The 16,070-nt window shown below is 53.0% G+C and carries 11 protein-coding genes and 1 pseudogene; 7 read left to right on the top strand and 5 right to left on the bottom strand.

From position 1 onward, the window contains the following. Positions 1 to 187: 187 nt before the first annotated feature. The gene (locus tag EC843_RS09340; protein ID WP_133522142.1) at positions 188 to 1,585 is read left to right on the top strand and encodes an MFS transporter; all 1,398 of its coding nucleotides are present in this window, start codon (positions 188 to 190) and stop codon (positions 1,583 to 1,585) included. 9 nt (positions 1,586 to 1,594) lie between these two features. Beyond that, positions 1,595 to 3,562, top strand: a complete 1,968-nt coding sequence (locus tag EC843_RS09335) for a glycoside hydrolase family 127 protein (protein ID WP_133522141.1) — start codon at positions 1,595 to 1,597, stop codon at positions 3,560 to 3,562. 54 nt (positions 3,563 to 3,616) lie between these two features. On the opposite strand, the gene EC843_RS09330 is transcribed toward EC843_RS09335, so the two are convergent. After that, entirely contained in the window at positions 3,617 to 4,486 is an 870-nt protein-coding gene (locus tag EC843_RS09330; RefSeq protein ID WP_121814714.1) for an ROK family protein, read from the bottom strand. 179 nt (positions 4,487 to 4,665) lie between these two features. Between EC843_RS09330 and EC843_RS09325 the strand changes: the two genes are divergently transcribed. Beyond that, the gene (locus EC843_RS09325) at positions 4,666 to 6,204 is read left to right on the top strand and encodes an aldehyde dehydrogenase family protein (protein ID WP_064542486.1); all 1,539 of its coding nucleotides are present in this window, start codon (positions 4,666 to 4,668) and stop codon (positions 6,202 to 6,204) included. Between the two features lie 107 nt (positions 6,205 to 6,311). Here the strand turns inward: EC843_RS09325 and selB are convergent, their stop codons facing one another. From selB to EC843_RS09310, 3 genes are all read right to left on the bottom strand, one after another. After that, entirely contained in the window at positions 6,312 to 8,156 is a 1,845-nt protein-coding gene (selB, locus tag EC843_RS09320; RefSeq protein WP_133522140.1) for a selenocysteine-specific translation elongation factor, read from the bottom strand. Beyond that, positions 8,153 to 9,541 carry an L-seryl-tRNA(Sec) selenium transferase gene (gene selA, locus EC843_RS09315; protein ID WP_133522139.1) on the bottom strand — a complete coding sequence of 463 codons (1,389 nt, stop codon included), beginning with the start codon at positions 9,539 to 9,541 and terminating at the stop codon, positions 8,153 to 8,155. The genes selB and selA overlap by 4 nt, the downstream gene beginning before the upstream one ends. 70 nt (positions 9,542 to 9,611) lie before the next feature. Continuing rightward, positions 9,612 to 10,220 (bottom strand): glutathione S-transferase, encoded by a 609-nt coding sequence (locus EC843_RS09310; RefSeq protein ID WP_064542492.1) that lies wholly within the window; start codon positions 10,218 to 10,220, stop codon positions 9,612 to 9,614. A 484-nt stretch (positions 10,221 to 10,704) separates the two neighbouring features. On the opposite strand from EC843_RS09310, the gene EC843_RS09305 reads away from it, so the two are divergent. From EC843_RS09305 to EC843_RS09290, 4 genes and pseudogenes are all read left to right on the top strand, one after another. Then, positions 10,705 to 12,624 (top strand): PTS mannitol transporter subunit IICBA, encoded by a 1,920-nt coding sequence (locus tag EC843_RS09305; RefSeq protein WP_133522138.1) that lies wholly within the window; start codon positions 10,705 to 10,707, stop codon positions 12,622 to 12,624. 176 nt (positions 12,625 to 12,800) lie between these two features. Further along, complete coding sequence (mtlD, locus tag EC843_RS09300) at positions 12,801 to 13,946, top strand: mannitol-1-phosphate 5-dehydrogenase (protein ID WP_133522137.1); 1,146 nt, start codon at positions 12,801 to 12,803, stop codon at positions 13,944 to 13,946. A gap of 61 nt (positions 13,947 to 14,007) precedes the next feature. Beyond that, positions 14,008 to 14,535, top strand: a pseudogene (gene mtlR / locus EC843_RS09295) (mannitol operon repressor MtlR); the annotation flags it as partial. Positions 14,536 to 14,618: 83 nt separating this feature from the next. Then, a complete protein-coding gene (locus EC843_RS09290; RefSeq protein ID WP_034499383.1) occupies positions 14,619 to 14,981 on the top strand; it encodes a YibL family ribosome-associated protein in 363 nt (120 codons plus the stop codon). Positions 14,982 to 15,080: 99 nt separating this feature from the next. Here the strand turns inward: EC843_RS09290 and ghrB are convergent, their stop codons facing one another. Next, positions 15,081 to 16,055 carry a glyoxylate/hydroxypyruvate reductase GhrB gene (gene ghrB, locus EC843_RS09285; protein WP_133522136.1) on the bottom strand — a complete coding sequence of 325 codons (975 nt, stop codon included), beginning with the start codon at positions 16,053 to 16,055 and terminating at the stop codon, positions 15,081 to 15,083. Between the last annotated feature and the right edge of the window lie 15 nt (positions 16,056 to 16,070).

Raw genomic sequence — 16,070 nt, 5'->3', positions numbered from 1 at the left:
TGCCCGATGGGATTGTTAACGGCGTTTGGCGATCTCCTTCACAGTTTTATCTTCAGGTCGGAATTGTCATCTTTTTATACTTTGTTATCGCCTTGTTGGTATTGAGATTGAATGCAAAATTATTCGGGTACTTTGCAAATACAAAAAATAATAACTCCAGACTTCTTACCCGATGCGAGGCTTTATCATGACCTCTACCGCTATAGATAATATTGCTACTTCGGCGTTAAACGGCAGGCTCTCCATACGCGAGAAAATAGGTTACGGATTAGGTGATGCGGGTGGCACCGTTATTACCTGTCTTATCATGAATTTCCTGACCTTTTTCTACACCGATGTTTTTGGTTTAACTCCCGCTATTGTCGGCACGCTGTTTATCGCACTGCGTGTTTTTGACGCTATTTCCGATCCGTTAATGGGCATTCTGGCTGACCGAACACAAAGTCGCTTTGGCCGCTTCCGTCCGTGGCAGTTATGGGTTGCGGTGCCAATTGGCGTGATCGGTGTGTTGACGTTCACCGTGCCGGATCTCAGTTACAACATGAAAATCCTCTGGGCTTTCGGAACATATCTTTTACTTTCCGTCAGTTACACCGCCATCAACGTACCGTATTGCGCACTGATCAACACCATGACGACGCGCCACGACGAGGTGATTTCCTGCCAGTCCTGGCGTTTTGTATTGTGCGGCGTGGCGGGTTTTTTGGTGTCGGTTGGCTTGCCGTGGCTGGTGGAAATCATCGGCCAGGGTAATGCCGCCAAAGGTTACCAGATGGGTGTCGGCATTTTGTGCGCAGTGGCGGTGGTGATGTTCCTGTGCTGCTTCTTCTGGGTGCGCGAACGGGTGCCGTTGGCGTTAATGGGCAAGTTCACGCTGCGCGAACACCTGGCGGGCTTGCGCAAAAACGACCAGTTATTGTTGAGTCTGGTGATGTCATTCTTGCTGATCAACGTCTTTAACCTGCGCGGCGGCGGCTACATGTATTTCATCACTTACGTGCTGCAAGGCAGCGCCGGTTTTGCCTCGTTGTTCTTCACCATGGTGACCTTCGCCTCGATTCTCGGTGCGGTGATCGTCAACCCGCTGGCGAAGCGGTTCGATACCGTCAAACTCTATTACTACACCAACCTGGTGCTGGCGGTACTTGCCGTTGGCATGTGGCTGTTGCCCACTGGCGCGGCGTTCCAGACGTTATGGCTGGTGGTAATACTGGCCAACGGCGTGATCCTCGGCTTTACGCTGCCACTGCACTTTTCCATCATGGCGTTTGCCGATGACTACGGCGAATGGAAAACCGGCGTGCGCTCATCGGGTATGAACTTCGCCTTCAATCTGTTCTTCATCAAATTAGCCTGGGCGGCCAGTGCTGGAATCATCAGCCTGGTGTTTATTTTCGTGGCGTATCAGCCTGGCCCTGAACACCAAACGACGGCGTCGCTCTCCGGCATTACGGCGCTGGAAACCCTGCTGCCAGCCGTATTCCATTTGTTACTGGCTCTGGCTATTCGCCGTTGCCGCCTGAATAACCCGATGATGGCGCAGATTTCCACTGACTTACGTCAGCGCCATGTCCAGACCGCCTGAGGAGTTGTTATGAATCAGCCCGATGTATTACAGGAAGTTGACCTGCACAAACTGAAAGTGACCGATGCGTTTTTGGGCCAGTACCAACGGCTGGTGCGCGATGTGGTGATTCCCTATCAGTGGGATGCATTGAACGACCGCATTACCGAAGCTGACCCAAGCCACGCCATCGAAAACTTTGAGATAGCTGCAGGGCGCAAAGACGGTGAGTTTTACGGCATGGTTTTCCAGGACAGCGACGTGGCGAAATGGCTGGAAGCGGTGGCGTGGTCGCTGTGCCAGAAGCCAAATGCTGAGCTTGAAAAAACTGCCGATGAAGTGATCGAACTGATCGAGGCCGCACAGTGCGAAGACGGTTATCTGAATACTTATTTCACGGTGAAAGAACCGACGCTGCGCTGGACGAATCTCGCCGAATGCCATGAGCTTTACTGCGCCGGGCACATGATTGAAGCGGGTGTCGCGTTCTTCCAGGCAACCGGTAAGCGCCGTTTACTGGAGGTGGTTTGCCGCCTGGCTGACCATATCGACTGCGTGTTTGGCCCCGGCGTTAACCAGCTACACGGTTATCCCGGTCACCCGGAAATCGAACTGGCGCTGATGCGTTTGTATGAAGTGACCGACAATCCGCGCTATTTAAATCTGGTGAATTACTTTGTTGAAGAACGTGGCGCACAGCCGCATTTTTACGACATCGAATATGAAAAACGTGGGCGTACTTCGCACTGGAATATTCACGGCCCGGCGTGGATGGTGAAAGACAAAGCCTACAGCCAGGCACATGAACCGCTGGCCTTGCAGCAAACGGCGATTGGCCACGCGGTGCGGTTTGTCTACCTGATGGCGGGAGTAGCGCACCTGGCGCGGCTGCATAAAGACGAAGAAAAACGCCAGACCAGCCTGCGCTTGTGGGACAACATGGTGCAGCGCCAGATGTACATTACCGGCGGCATTGGCTCACAAAGCAGCGGCGAAGCGTTCAGCTCGGATTACGATTTACCAAACGACACGGTGTACGCCGAAAGCTGCGCGTCCATCGGCCTGATGATGTACGCCCGCCGCATGTTGCAGATGGAAGCTGACAGCCGCTTTGCCGACGTGATGGAACGCGCGCTGTATAACACGGTGCTGGGTGGAATGGCGCTGGATGGCAAACACTTCTTCTATGTGAATCCGCTGGAAGTGCACCCGAAAACCCTGGCGTTCAACCATATTTACGACCACGTAAAACCGGTTCGCCAGCGCTGGTTTGGTTGCGCCTGTTGCCCGCCGAACATCGCCCGCGTGCTGACTTCGCTCGGCCATTACATTTACACCCCGCAACCGGAGGCGCTCTACGTTCATTTATACGTCGGCAATGAGATGGACGTTCCAGTGGGTAACAAATCTCTGGGGCTGAAAATCAGTGGCGATTATCCATGGCATGAGCAGGTGGAAATAGCGGTGACTTCACCTCAACCCGTGCAACACACCATTGCACTGCGTATGCCGGACTGGTGCTCACAGCCGTCTGTGATGCTTAACGGTGAAACGTGTCAGGGTGAAATTCGTAAGGGTTACTTGCACATCACGCGTACCTGGCAAGAGGGCGATCGCATCGCCATGACGTTAGCGATGCCAGTGCGCCGGGTGTATGGCAACCTGCTGTTGCGCCATGTCGCCGGGAAAGTCGCGGTGCAACGTGGTCCACTGGTCTACTGCCTTGAAGAGGCCGATAACGGTGCAGAGCTGCATAACTTATGGTTGCCGAAAGACAGCACATTTAACCTGATTGAGGGCAAAGGCATTTTCGCCCACAAAGTGCTGATTCAGGCCGATGGCCTGTGCATGGCAAGCAAACAGGCTGAACAGCAGGCGCTGTATCACTACGACAAATCTCCAGTCAGCGCGGAGCCAAAAAAACTGACCTTTATTCCGTGGTTTAGTTGGGCAAACCGCGGGGAAGGGGAAATGCGTATTTGGGTTAATGGCGAGTGATGAGACTTTTGTAAGGTGGATTAGCGTAAGCGACATCCACCAAAATCTTGTTATCTACTTCTGCTTCGCCAACCATACCGCACCGAGCATTCCTGCTTTATTACCGAGTTTGCAGGGGCGAATCGGGACTTTCAGTACATCCCAAAATTTAAAGCCTTCGAGGTGGCGCTCCAGCATCGGATACAGCATTGGCTGGGTGCTGACGCCGCCACCAAGCAAAATGGCTTGTGGATCAAACAGCGATACCACGCTGTAAATGCCGCGCGCCAGGTATTTCACCCAGTTGTCGATAACGCCCTGAATATGCAGATCTGTTTCGGCACGGGCAAAAATATCTCGGCCGTTGATTTTCTCTTCGGCGGGGATGTTCATCTCACGCCGACACGCTTCCATCAGCCCTTTGGCCGAGGCAAGCTGGTGCATATCTTCGCCGTATTTGCCCACCGGCAGTACGCCAAATTCGCCCGCCCTGAAATGGGAGCCACGCATTAATTCGCGGTTGACGATAATGCCGCCGCCGATACCAGTACCAATCGTGATGCAGACCAGCGAGTCATATTCATTGCCCGCGCCCAGCCACATCTCACCGAGAGCTGCACAGTTGGCGTCATTTTCAACGGTGATCGGAAGGTCGGTCAACGCACCGAAAATCTCCAGTAGGTTGCTGCCATCAAGAAACTCTAGCGCGCCCGCCTTAGGGACATTCCCGGTGTGTGGGTTGATGTATCCGGGGAAGCTGATAGCAATCCCGGCAATTTCATTATGCTGCCGATAACCTGCCACCACACTTTGCCAGGCATCCAGAAATAGCTGCTTGTCGTAGTGGGTGTCATATTCTTCGGCAATCAGCACCTCGCCATCTTCAGTGAACAAACCGTGCTTAACATGAGTACCGCCTACGTCGAAGCCTATAAAGAGGCGCATGAGCAATCCTTGTTGGAAAAGCAAAATTTAAGTATGTATCAAAACCAATAGCCTGCAGGTTGAATACTCCTAATCATTCGATGACTAATCCGTGACCTGTGTCGTAAAGCCTCTAAACACTGGCGAAGAAATCACCACTGCCGACTACGCTTGAGAGTGCAAACGACAAGGAGATACCGATGACAAATAATCCTCCCGATAGCCGAATTATCCCCGGCGAGTATGGTTTCCCACTCAAACTTAAACCGCGTTATGACAACTTTATTGGTGGCCAATGGGTGCCGCCAGTCGACGGCAAATACTACGAAAACCTGACCCCAGTGACCGGCCAGCCGCTGTGCGAGATAGCCAGTTCCAGTAAAGGCGATATCGATTTAGCGCTGGATGCCGCACATGACGCAAAAGCCGGTTGGGGCAGTATGTCTGTTCAGGACCGCGCCAATATCCTGTTCAAAATTGCTGACCGTATGGAACAGAACATTGAACTGCTCGCGGCGGCAGAAACCTGGGATAACGGCAAACCGATCCGTGAAACCAGTGGCGCTGACGTGCCTTTGGCGATCGACCATTTCCGCTATTTTGCTTCCTGCATCCGCGCACAAGAAGGCGGGATCAGTGAAGTTGACGGCGATACTGTGGCGTATCATTTCCACGAACCGCTTGGTGTGGTCGCGCAGATTATTCCGTGGAACTTCCCGTTGCTGATGGCGAGCTGGAAAATGGCTCCGGCACTGGCGGCAGGTAACTGCGTCGTGTTGAAGCCAGCGCGTCTGACGCCGCTGTCAGTTTTGTTGCTGATGGAGCTGGTGGGCGATTTACTGCCGCCGGGTGTTATCAACGTGGTGAATGGTGCCGGTGGTGAAATCGGTGAATATTTGGCGACCTCAAAACGTATCGCCAAAGTGGCATTTACCGGCTCGACGGAAGTCGGACAGCAGATCATGCAGTATGCGACGCAGAATATTATTCCGGTAACGCTGGAGTTGGGCGGCAAATCCCCGAACATCTTCTTTGCCGACGTGATGGATGAAGAAGACGCCTTCTTCGACAAAGCACTGGAAGGTTTCGCGCTGTTTGCTTTCAACCAGGGTGAAGTCTGTACCTGTCCGAGCCGCGCGCTGGTGCAGGAATCCATCTACGAACGCTTTATGGAACGCGCTATTCGCCGCGTTGAGTCTATCCGCAGCGGCAACCCGCTGGACTCGCGGACACAAATGGGGGCGCAGGTTTCACAAGGGCAGATGGAAACCATCCTCAATTACATTGATATCGGCAAGAAAGAGGGCGCGGATGTGCTCACTGGCGGGCGTCGTAAAGCACTGGAAGGCGACCTGAAAGCCGGTTACTACCTCGAGCCGACGATTTTGTTTGGTAAAAACAACATGCGTGTTTTCCAGGAAGAGATCTTCGGCCCGGTACTCGCTGTGACAACCTTCAAAACCATGGAAGAGGCACTGGAACTGGCGAACGACACTGAATACGGCCTCGGCGCAGGTGTCTGGAGCCGTAACGGCAATCTGGCTTACAAAATGGGCCGTGGCATTCAGGCTGGGCGCGTGTGGACGAACTGTTATCATGCTTATCCGGCACATGCCGCGTTTGGGGGTTATAAGCAATCTGGCATCGGGCGCGAAACCCATAAAATGATGCTGGAGCATTATCAGCAGACTAAATGTTTGCTGGTGAGTTATTCCGATAAGCCGTTAGGGTTGTTCTGACGGGTTTGCCAGGGTGGATGAGCGCTAGCGTCATCCACCATTTTTACCTGTTGTGTCGGATGACGCTGGCGCTTATCCGACCTACGAAGCCGGGGGTTGCGTCGTCACTACTCAACCATAAACAACGCTTTATCGCGCAGTAAATGGTCGTTTCCACGGCGGCGGGTAAAACCAATGCGGTCGAAATATTCGAGAATTTGCACCGCAAGTTTGCGGCCCACGCCCAGGCTGTCGCGGAAATCTGCCGCGCTGGTGGCACCTTGCGTTTGATCCAGTTCGCGGATCAAATTGGCGAAAACCTGAATCCGATCGTTACGATAATAACGATCTTTTATGATCGCCGTGACCAGCCCAAGTTGGGCGGCAAAGCGCAACAGCTGGCGCATTGCTTGTTCGTCTTGCTGAGTTTCCCGCGCTAAATCGCGTACCCACCATGGCTCATCACCAAATAACGCATCAACTTTTTGCCACACTGCCAGTTGTTCCGCAGAAAAACCCGGTTTGTGATCGGGCAGGTGCAGCCAGCCCTGGCGGCTAGCCAACAATCCTTCCTGACGCATTTTTTCTATCAGCGCCAGAACCAATGGTTCATCTTCACTCGGTAGTGCCATGCGGCGCAGGCGCTCGCGACCAGGGCCGGGTTGGTCATCATGCTGTTGATGATAACGTTCGAGAGTGTCGAGCAGTTTTTGTTTCCAGCGGGCGGCCATTTCATCGCTGAGCAAGCTGTTACCCGCGCGCAAAAAGTCGGGATGGGTCAGTAATTCCTGCAATCCCTGGGTCGTCAGTTGCCGTGCCCAGGCGAAGTCAGTTAGCGTAACTGCGCTGCGCTGCAAATGAATGTCGAGCGTCTGGCGGTCAGTTTCCGCATGTTTAAGTTGCTGTAACCACGCCAAAAATGCGGGCTGACGTTTACCACGGCGTGGTGCATGCAGCAGTATTGCGCGCGCACCTGCAAGCGTAACCCGAGCACTAATATCACGCAGTACCAGACGGTCGTTTTCGGCAAGCCACAGCGGGACATCTAAAACCAGTTCGGCAAGGTCATCTTCCAGTAGCGATATACGCCCGGTGACGTGGCTGGCAGCGTGGTGAATATGCAGCGGTTGCCATTGTTGTAGTGGGGCGTGGCTTTGCAACTGAACAATCACCCGCTCTACCGGTTGCAGGGGTTTTTCAGCCAGTAACCAGTCGCCGCGTTTGATATCGAGCTTTTCCGCATCGCCGCTGATATTGAGCGCGATACGCTGCCCGGCACAGGCGGTGTCAGTTTTGCTGTTTTGCGCATGCAGCCCGCGCACGCGCATCGGTTTATCGGCACCTGTTAGCCACAATGAATCGCCCACCTTCACTTCGCCACTTAACGCCGTGCCGGTCACTACCAGGCCAGAACCTTTCACGGTAAAAGCGCGGTCAATGGCGAGGCGGAAGCGGTGCTGACGCGGATGTGCACGTTCGGGCAATGAAAGGAGGTGCGCACGTAGTTCGTCAATTCCGCTACCACTGGTGGCAGCGGTGACAAATAAAGTGGCATCTTGCCAGCCAAATTCACTGAGTGTTGCTAGTACGGCTTCGCGCACTTCATCAATACGCGATTCACTCACGCGGTCGGCTTTGGTTAAGGCGACAGTGAGCGACGGTTTCCCGGTTAATTGCAGGATGGCCAGATGCTCGCGTGTTTGCGCCATCACTCCGTCATCGCATGCCACCACTAACAGCGCGTGATCGATGCCACCCACGCCCGCCAGCATATTGGCGAGGAATTTTTCATGTCCTGGCACATCAATAAAACCAGGAATGCGGCCATCGGGTTGCGGCCAGTAGGCGTAACCGAGGTCGATAGTCATGCCGCGTTTTTTTTCCTCTGGCAGACGGTCAGCATTCACGCCAGTTATGGCTTGCAGCAGGGTGGTTTTGCCGTGGTCAACGTGACCGGCGGTGGCAATAATCATCGGTTCAGGCTCTCCATGAAACCAGCTTCATCTTCCAGGCAGCGTAAATCCAGCCATAAACGCCCATCGTTGATGCGGCCAATAATCGGTGTGGATGAATCGCGCAGGTTCTCTACCAGCGTGTTTAGCGTGGTGCCGCGGCCATCTTTTGGTGTGAAAGTCAGCGCTGAGCTGGGTAAGCGGTCAACCGGTAGCGATCCGCTGCCAATTTGCGATAAGCAAGGCTCGACGCAAACAGTAAACTGCTCGCCATATTTACCCTCAAAAGCAGGCAACAGACGCTGTGCAAGGTCTGTGATTTCACTGGCATCACGGGTTAACAGGCGTAACGTCGGCAATCTTTCAACCAGCGTTTCTGGATGTTGATACAGACGTAATGTGGCTTCCAGTGCCGCAAGTGTCATTTTATCGGCGCGCAACGCGCGTTTGAGAGGATGTTGCTGAATGCGGGCAATCAGCTCTTTTTTGCCAACGATAATGCCCGCTTGAGGACCACCAAGCAGTTTGTCGCCGGAGAAACTCACCAGGCTTACGCCTGCGGCAATTAGCTGTTGCGGCATCGGTTCTTCCGGCAAACCCCACTGGCTGAGATCAACCAGTGAACCGCTACCGAGGTCAGTCACAACAGGAATGTTCAGCTCGTTGCCTAGCTCGACAAGCTCGGCTTCGTCGACTGCTTTAGTAAAGCCCGCAATTTGGTAGTTACTGGTGTGGACTTTCATCAGTAACGCGGTGTTTTCACTGGCGGCCTGACGGTAGTCTTTCAAATGTGTGCGGTTGGTGGTGCCGACTTCGACCAGCTGGCAGCCTGCCTGGCGCATCACATCCGGGATACGGAATGCTCCACCGATTTCCACCAGTTCACCACGAGATACCACGACTTCTTCGCCACTGGCGCAGGCCGCCAGCATCAACAGCACCGCCGCCGCGTTGTTATTGACGATGCAGGCATCTTCCGCACCGGTCAGCTCGCAAAGCAGGGATGCCAGCGCTTTATCGCGATGCCCACGTTCCGCGCCGTCTAAGTCATATTCCAGCGTGACGGGAGTGCGCATCACTTGTGTCACAGCTTCAATTGCCGCTTCAGACTGCAATGCACGGCCAAGATTGGTATGCAGTACCGTGCCCGTCAGGTTAAACACTGGCTGCAATGCGCTGCGCAGGCCCGATTCAAGACGTGCCTGCACTTGTGCTGCCCAATCGTCATTCCAGTCAGGCAGTTGTTCCTGAGTGCGGATATGCTCGCGCGCGGTTTCCAGCATCGTGCGTAAGGTATTAACCACCTGAGAGTGGCCAAAATTGCGCAGCACCTCGCAAAATGAGGCATCACGTAACAGTTTGTCGATGGCAGGAAGTTGGCTGTACAAGGTGCGATGGGTAGTCATAACAAGCCGCAGAGTGGTGAAATTTCGCATTAGTTTACAGGGGGAGTTGGCCCCCTGTCATGGCGGGAGATCATGCTGTTGGCGGTTCTGTCCTGGCAAAACTTTCCCGTTCGAAAAGTTTCTCGACCAGTTTCACCAGATGTGGCCGCTCTACACACCAGCCTGGGGAAACGCGGCGGAAATTGAGATATCCCACTGCACATGCCACCGCAATGGTTGCCACACACAGGTTTTCGGCATTCAGTTTTTTATCCGCGGCGTATTGTTCGAGCAGCGTCAGGCCACGGCTAATTTTTTCCCGTTGGCGCAGCAGTTCGACTTCAGATTGCTGTTCGATTGGGCGCTGGCGTTCGCGTACTGAAACCAGAGCGGCATCCATGATGCCATCGGCAAGGGCCTCCATTTGGCGCATTTGTAATGCAGCTTGAGGCTCACGCGGGATAAGAGTTGGGGCAATATTCAACAGCTCGAGGTATTCCGCAATCACCGGGGAGTCGAACCAGTATTCGCCCTCGTCGGTGACCAGCGCAGGCACTTTGCCCAGCGGATTGTAATGGGGCGTGGTGCTTTCGGATGTCCACGGGTTGTCGTTTACGAATTCAAAAGTGATGCCTTTTTCCAGCAGTATCACCGATATTTTGCGCACATACGGGCTGGTGTAATTACCGATAAGTTTCATTACATCGTCCATTTTTAATCGACAAACGGTAAGTATGGATCAGGATGCATGAAAAAGTAGTGAAGAGTCGCCTGCCGCTGCGCTGTAATTTTATAACAAAATGAAATGAACGCTTTCGCGATGACTGCCCTGGAGAGCAGTAGGAAAATTTCGATGAAGATATTTTGTGACTAATGTCACATATAAATAACAAAGTGATAATAGAGAAGTGTGATTTTAATCACGCATGTGGGTCAATTCAGCGCAAAAAATAGCTGCTGTGTTTTTTTTACACATCAATTATGTGATCAAGATCTCCTGATCATGCTTCGTTACACCCAGTGATGAGTGATCTGCATCACATAAAATCCCGTGTACTGGACAGCTTAACGATTCAGTGCCAGATTCGCCTCACTTAGAGCATCTGGCAGCACTGCTTGCCACCACATTAACAATAAACCTCGGGCTGCTTTTTCAGCACGTGAACACAATAAGGGGTGTGCGTATGTCATCCGATATCAAGATCAGAGTGCAAAGCTTTGGTCGTTTCCTGAGTAACATGGTAATGCCAAACATCGGCGCATTTATCGCCTGGGGTATTATCACGGCGTTATTTATTCCAACTGGTTGGTTGCCAAGCGAGACACTGGCGAAACTGGTTGGCCCGATGATTACTTACCTGCTGCCGTTGCTCATCGGTTTTACCGGTGGTCGCTTAATCGGTGGCGACCGTGGTGGTGTGGTCGGTGCGATCACCACTATGGGTGTTATCGTCGGTGCGGATATGCCGATGTTCCTCGGTGCGATGATTGCCGGTCCTCTGGGTGGTTGGGCAATTAAACATTTTGACGCATGGGTTGATGGCAAGATCAAATCCGGCTTTGAAATGCTGGTGAACAACTTCTCCGCTGGCATCATCGGTATGATTCTGGCGATTCTGGCGTTCATGGGTATCGGCCCTGCGGTTGAAGTCCTGTCCAAAATTCTGGCGGCGGGCGTTAACTTCATGGTTGTCCATGACATGCTGCCGCTGGCGTCTATCTTCGTAGAACCTGCGAAAATCCTGTTCCTGAACAACGCAATCAACCACGGTATCTTCTCGCCGCTGGGTATTCAGCAGTCCCACGAGCTGGGCAAATCAATCTTCTTCCTGATTGAAGCAAACCCAGGCCCTGGTATGGGCGTGCTGATGGCGTACATGTTCTTCGGTCGCGGTAATGCTAAGCAGTCTGCGGGCGGCGCGGCAATCATCCACTTCCTGGGCGGTATCCACGAAATTTACTTCCCATATGTGCTGATGAACCCACGTCTGATCCTCGCCGTTATTCTCGGCGGTATGACTGGCGTGTTTACGCTGACTATTCTGAACGGCGGCCTGGTTTCTCCGGCATCTCCGGGTTCAATACTCGCGATTCTGGCGATGACGCCAAAAGGTGCTTACTTCGCTAACATCGCGGCAATCGTTGCAGCAACAGCCGTGTCCTTCGTGGTTTCTGCCATCTTGCTGAAAACAAGCAAGGTTAAAGAAGAAGACGATATCGAAGCAGCGGCTCGCCGTATGGAAGAGATGAAAGCTGAATCCAAAGGCGGCGCTACGCCACTGGCGGTCGGTGCTGGTCTGTCTAACGACCTCAGCCACGTACGTAAAATCATCGTAGCGTGCGATGCAGGCATGGGTTCAAGTGCGATGGGTGCGGGTGTGCTGCGTAAGAAAGTCAGCGATGCGGGTCTGAAAAATATCTCCGTTACTAACTGTGCAATCAACAGTTTGCCGGATGACGTTGACCTGGTGATTACGCACCGTGACCTGACCGAACGTGCGATGCGCCAGGTTCCACAGGCACAGCATATTTCCCTGACTAACTTCCTCGACAGCAGCCTGTACTCCAACCTGACCGAGCGTCTGGTGGCCTCTCATAACCTGAGCGAGAAAGAAGTTAAGGTGATGAGCAGCCTGGAAGACAGCTTTGTGCCAAGCGAAGAAGGGCTGTTCCGCCTTGGTGCCGGTAACGTGTTCCTTGGCCTGACTGCGGCAACCAAAGAAGAAGCGATTCGCTTTGCTGGTGAGCAACTGGTGAACGGCGGTTACGTGCAGCCTGAATATGTTGATGCGATGTTTGAACGCGAAAAACTGACCCCAACTTATCTGGGCGAAGGCATTGCCGTTCCACACGGTACGGTTGAAGCGAAAGACCGCGTCCTGAAAACCGGCGTTGTGTTCTGCCAGTATCCGCATGGTGTTCACTTTGGTGAAGAACCTGATGATATTGCCCGCCTGGTTATCGGTATTGCCGCTCGCAATAACGAACACATCCAGGTTATCACCAGCCTGACCAACGCGCTGGATGATGAGTCAGTGATTGAGCGCCTGGCGAACACCACCAGTGTTCAGGAAGTGCTCGACCTGCTGGCAGGTAAGAAGTAGCAGTGGTGGTGTGGGTGGCTCCGGTCGCCCTCACCCCGGCCCTCTCCCCCAGGAGAGGGTGAATACTGATCTAGTTCCCTCTCCCTCAGGGAGAGGGTTAGGGTGAGGGTGGTCAGCACCGCATACCTCCTCACCCGAACCCTCTCGGGTGATTCAAATTTAAGAAGGTGAACGACATGAAAGCATTACATTTTGGCGCAGGTAATATCGGACGTGGCTTTATCGGCAAACTGCTGGCAGATGCCGGTATCCAACTGACCTTTGCGGACGTCAACCAAACCGTTCTTGATGCGCTGAACGCGCGCCATAGCTACCAGGTTCACGTGGTGGGCGAGCAAAAGCAAATCGATACCGTTTCTAATGTGAATGCCGTCAGCAGCATCGGTGACGAGGTCGTCACGCTGATTGCAGAAGTTGACCTGGTCACCACGGCTGTTGGGCCAGTCGTGCTGGAACGTATCGCGCCAGCAGTGGCAAAAGGGCTGGTTCTGCGTCGCACCAATGGTAATGAAAAACCACTGAACATTATCGCTTGCGAGAATATGGTGCGTGGCACCAGCCAGCTTAAAGCGCATGTGATGAAGGCGCTTTCTGAGGATGATCAAGCCTGGGTTGAGCAGCATGTTGGCTTCGTGGATTCCGCGGTTGACCGCATCGTGCCTCCTTCTGAATCTGCCACTAACGATCCGCTTGAAGTCACAGTTGAAACATTCAGCGAATGGATTGTTGATAAAACTCAGTTCAAAGGTGACCTGCCAAACATTCCTGGCATGGAACTTACTGATAATCTGATGGCGTTTGTTGAGCGTAAACTCTTCACGCTGAATACCGGCCATGCTATAACCGCGTACCTTGGTCAGCTTGCGGGACTCCAGACCATTCGCGATGCGATTCTCGATGAGAAAATCCGTGCGGTGGTGAAAGGCGCAATGGATGAAAGTGGTGCGGTGCTGATCAAGCGTTATGGCTTTGATGCAGAGAAGCATGCGGCCTATATCCAGAAAATCCTCGGTCGTTTCGAAAACCCGTATCTGAAAGATGATGTGGAACGCGTTGGCCGCCAGCCACTGCGTAAATTAAGCGCGGGCGACCGACTGATTAAACCGTTATTGGGCACTATCGAATACGGTTTACCGCACCAATTCCTGGTTAAAGGTATTGCCGCGGCGATGCATTATCGCAGCGAGCAAGATCCACAAGCGCAGGAACTGGAACAGTTACTGGCAGAAAAAGGCCCACAAGCAGCGCTGGCTGAAATCTCTGGCCTTGATGCTAACAGCGATGTTGTTGCTGAAGCGGTGAATGCTTATAACGGCAAATAGTGATGCAAAGCGGGTGCAGTAGACGCTGCACCCAATAATACTTTTAGTGATGTAGGCAAAGATGGAAGAAACCCAGGCCTTTGAAAACCGTGTGCTTGAGCGTCTTAATGCCGGCAAAACCGTACGCAGCCTGCTGATTGCTGCTGTCGAGCTTCTCACCGAAGCGGTTAATATCCTGGTGATTCAGGTCTTCCGTAAAGACGACTATGCGGTGAAATATGCCGTTGAACCGTTGCTGGAAGGGGATGGCCCGTTAGGGGAGCTTTCTGTACGCCTCAAACTCATCTACGGCCTTGGCGTGCTTAATCGCGCGGAGTACGAAGATTGCGAGCTGCTGATGGCGCTGCGTGAAGAACTTAATCACGACGGTAACGACTACAAATTTACCGACGATGAAATGCTTGGCCCGTTTGGTGAATTGCATTGTGTTTCCGCTCTGCCTCCGACGCCAAAGTTTGTGGATGGCAGCGATCCTGAGCTGATTGCCATGCAGAAACAGCGTTATCAGCAAATTGTTCGTTCCACGATGGTGCTCTCTTTAACCGAGCTGATCTCACGGATCAGCTTAAAAAAAGCCTTCCAGAAGTAATTCTGACCGAACTCCCTTTTCGCCCTCTTAAGCCGAATGGTGTATCCTTGCCAGCAATGAAAGTTATTCACGGTTAATTAAAAATGAAAGAAATCGAAAAAGCAGAAATCAAACGTCTTAGCGATCGCCTCGATCTTATCCGTCACGAGATGCCTGAACTGCATCTGATCAATGACGCTGAAAAGTACGCTGAGATGGAAAAAGAGAAAGCGAAGCTGGAAATTGAGATCGTGCGCCTGCAAGCGGTGCGCAACCAGAAGCTGAGCAAAGAAGCGCAAAAGCTGATGGCGCTGCCGTACAAGCGTCCAATTACCAAGAAAGAACAAGCCAACATGGGTGCCCTGAAAAAAGCAGTGCGCGGCCTGGTTATCGTGCATCCAATGACGGCGTTAGGCCGTGAGATGGGCCTCGAAGAAATGACTGGTTTTTCTAAGACTGATTTCTAATCTGGCTTTAGTCAATATGTCGGGGGCGCTGCGCTTGCCCGACCTACTGGTTATCGTTCGTAGGGCGGATAAGCGCAAGCGTCATCCGCCAACAATCAATTACTTCAATACCTGCGGGTTCACGCAGTTCTCTTTCACCTTGCCACTCAACGCTGCAATTAAGTTATCCACCGCGCAGGCGGCCATGTTGTAGCGGGTTTCGTGGGTCGCGGAACCGATATGCGGCAGCGCCACAACGTTCGGCAGGCTCAGCAGCGGGGAATCAACCGGCAGCGGTTCTTGTTCAAAAACATCCAGCCCAGCGGCGTGAATTTTGCCGTCTACCAGCGCTTGAATCAGCGCTTTTTCGTCAACTACCGGGCCACGTCCGGCGTTAATCAAAATCGCTGAGGATTTCATTTTAGCCAATTGCTCAGCACCAATCAGATGATAAGTTTCGTCCGTCAGCGGCAGAGAAATACAGACGAAATCGGATTCGGCCAGCAGGGTATCGAGATCGCAATAACGTGCGTTAAAACGCTCTTCGGCTTCCTGGTGATGGCGGCGAGCGTTATACAAAATCGGCATGTTAAAGCCGAAGTGCGCACGTTGTGCCAGTGCCAGGCCAATGCGGCCCATGCCCAGAATCCCTAACGTTTTATGGTGCACGTCGATGCCAAACCAATCCGCTCCAATGCTGCCTTGCCATTCGCCCTTTTTCACTCGTTCAGCCACTTCCAGCGCGCGACGTGCGGTCGCCAGTACTAACGTCATCATGGTGTCGGCGACGGTTTCTGTCAGAACTGTTGGCGTGTGCATCAGCGCGATACCGCGCGCGCTCAGTGCATCAACATCAAAATTGTCGTAGCCGACGGAAACGGTCGACGCTGCGCGCAGATTCGGAGTGTGCTCCAGAAACGCTTTATCCACTGTTTCGCTGGAACCCAGAATCCCTTGCGCATCGGCAAAGGCTTGCGCGTTTTGCTTGATGGTTTCCTGGCTTAGGTTATTCAGTTGAGTGACGCTAAAGTGACTTTCAAGACGGGCAAGCAGGTCGTCAGGTAACTTTTTGTAGAGGATGACGGGCGGCTTCATGGCGTTCTCCGTTAA

This window comes from Buttiauxella sp. JUb87, assembly GCF_004361975.1.
Taxonomy (GTDB): Bacteria; Pseudomonadota; Gammaproteobacteria; order Enterobacterales; family Enterobacteriaceae; genus Buttiauxella; species Buttiauxella ferragutiae.
Note: the sequence above shows the minus strand (reverse complement) of the source record. Positions and strands in the feature narration are given on the sequence as shown.

What these genes read in the sequence shown, in the direction of transcription:
- ghrB (WP_133522136.1), bottom strand. Translation starts at nt 16,055, where the DNA reads ATGAAGCCGCCCGTCATCCTCTACAAAAAGTTACCTGACGACCTGCTT.
- selB (WP_133522140.1), bottom strand. Translation starts at nt 8,156, where the DNA reads ATGATTATTGCCACCGCCGGTCACGTTGACCACGGCAAAACCACCCTG.
- EC843_RS09290 (WP_034499383.1), top strand. Translation starts at nt 14,619, where the DNA reads ATGAAAGAAATCGAAAAAGCAGAAATCAAACGTCTTAGCGATCGCCTC.
- mtlD (WP_133522137.1), top strand. Translation starts at nt 12,801, where the DNA reads ATGAAAGCATTACATTTTGGCGCAGGTAATATCGGACGTGGCTTTATC.
- EC843_RS09310 (WP_064542492.1), bottom strand. Translation starts at nt 10,220, where the DNA reads ATGAAACTTATCGGTAATTACACCAGCCCGTATGTGCGCAAAATATCG.
- EC843_RS09330 (WP_121814714.1), bottom strand. Translation starts at nt 4,486, where the DNA reads ATGCGCCTCTTTATAGGCTTCGACGTAGGCGGTACTCATGTTAAGCAC.
- EC843_RS09340 (WP_133522142.1), top strand. Translation starts at nt 188, where the DNA reads ATGACCTCTACCGCTATAGATAATATTGCTACTTCGGCGTTAAACGGC.
- EC843_RS09325 (WP_064542486.1), top strand. Translation starts at nt 4,666, where the DNA reads ATGACAAATAATCCTCCCGATAGCCGAATTATCCCCGGCGAGTATGGT.
- EC843_RS09305 (WP_133522138.1), top strand. Translation starts at nt 10,705, where the DNA reads ATGTCATCCGATATCAAGATCAGAGTGCAAAGCTTTGGTCGTTTCCTG.
- EC843_RS09335 (WP_133522141.1), top strand. Translation starts at nt 1,595, where the DNA reads ATGAATCAGCCCGATGTATTACAGGAAGTTGACCTGCACAAACTGAAA.
- selA (WP_133522139.1), bottom strand. Translation starts at nt 9,541, where the DNA reads ATGACTACCCATCGCACCTTGTACAGCCAACTTCCTGCCATCGACAAA.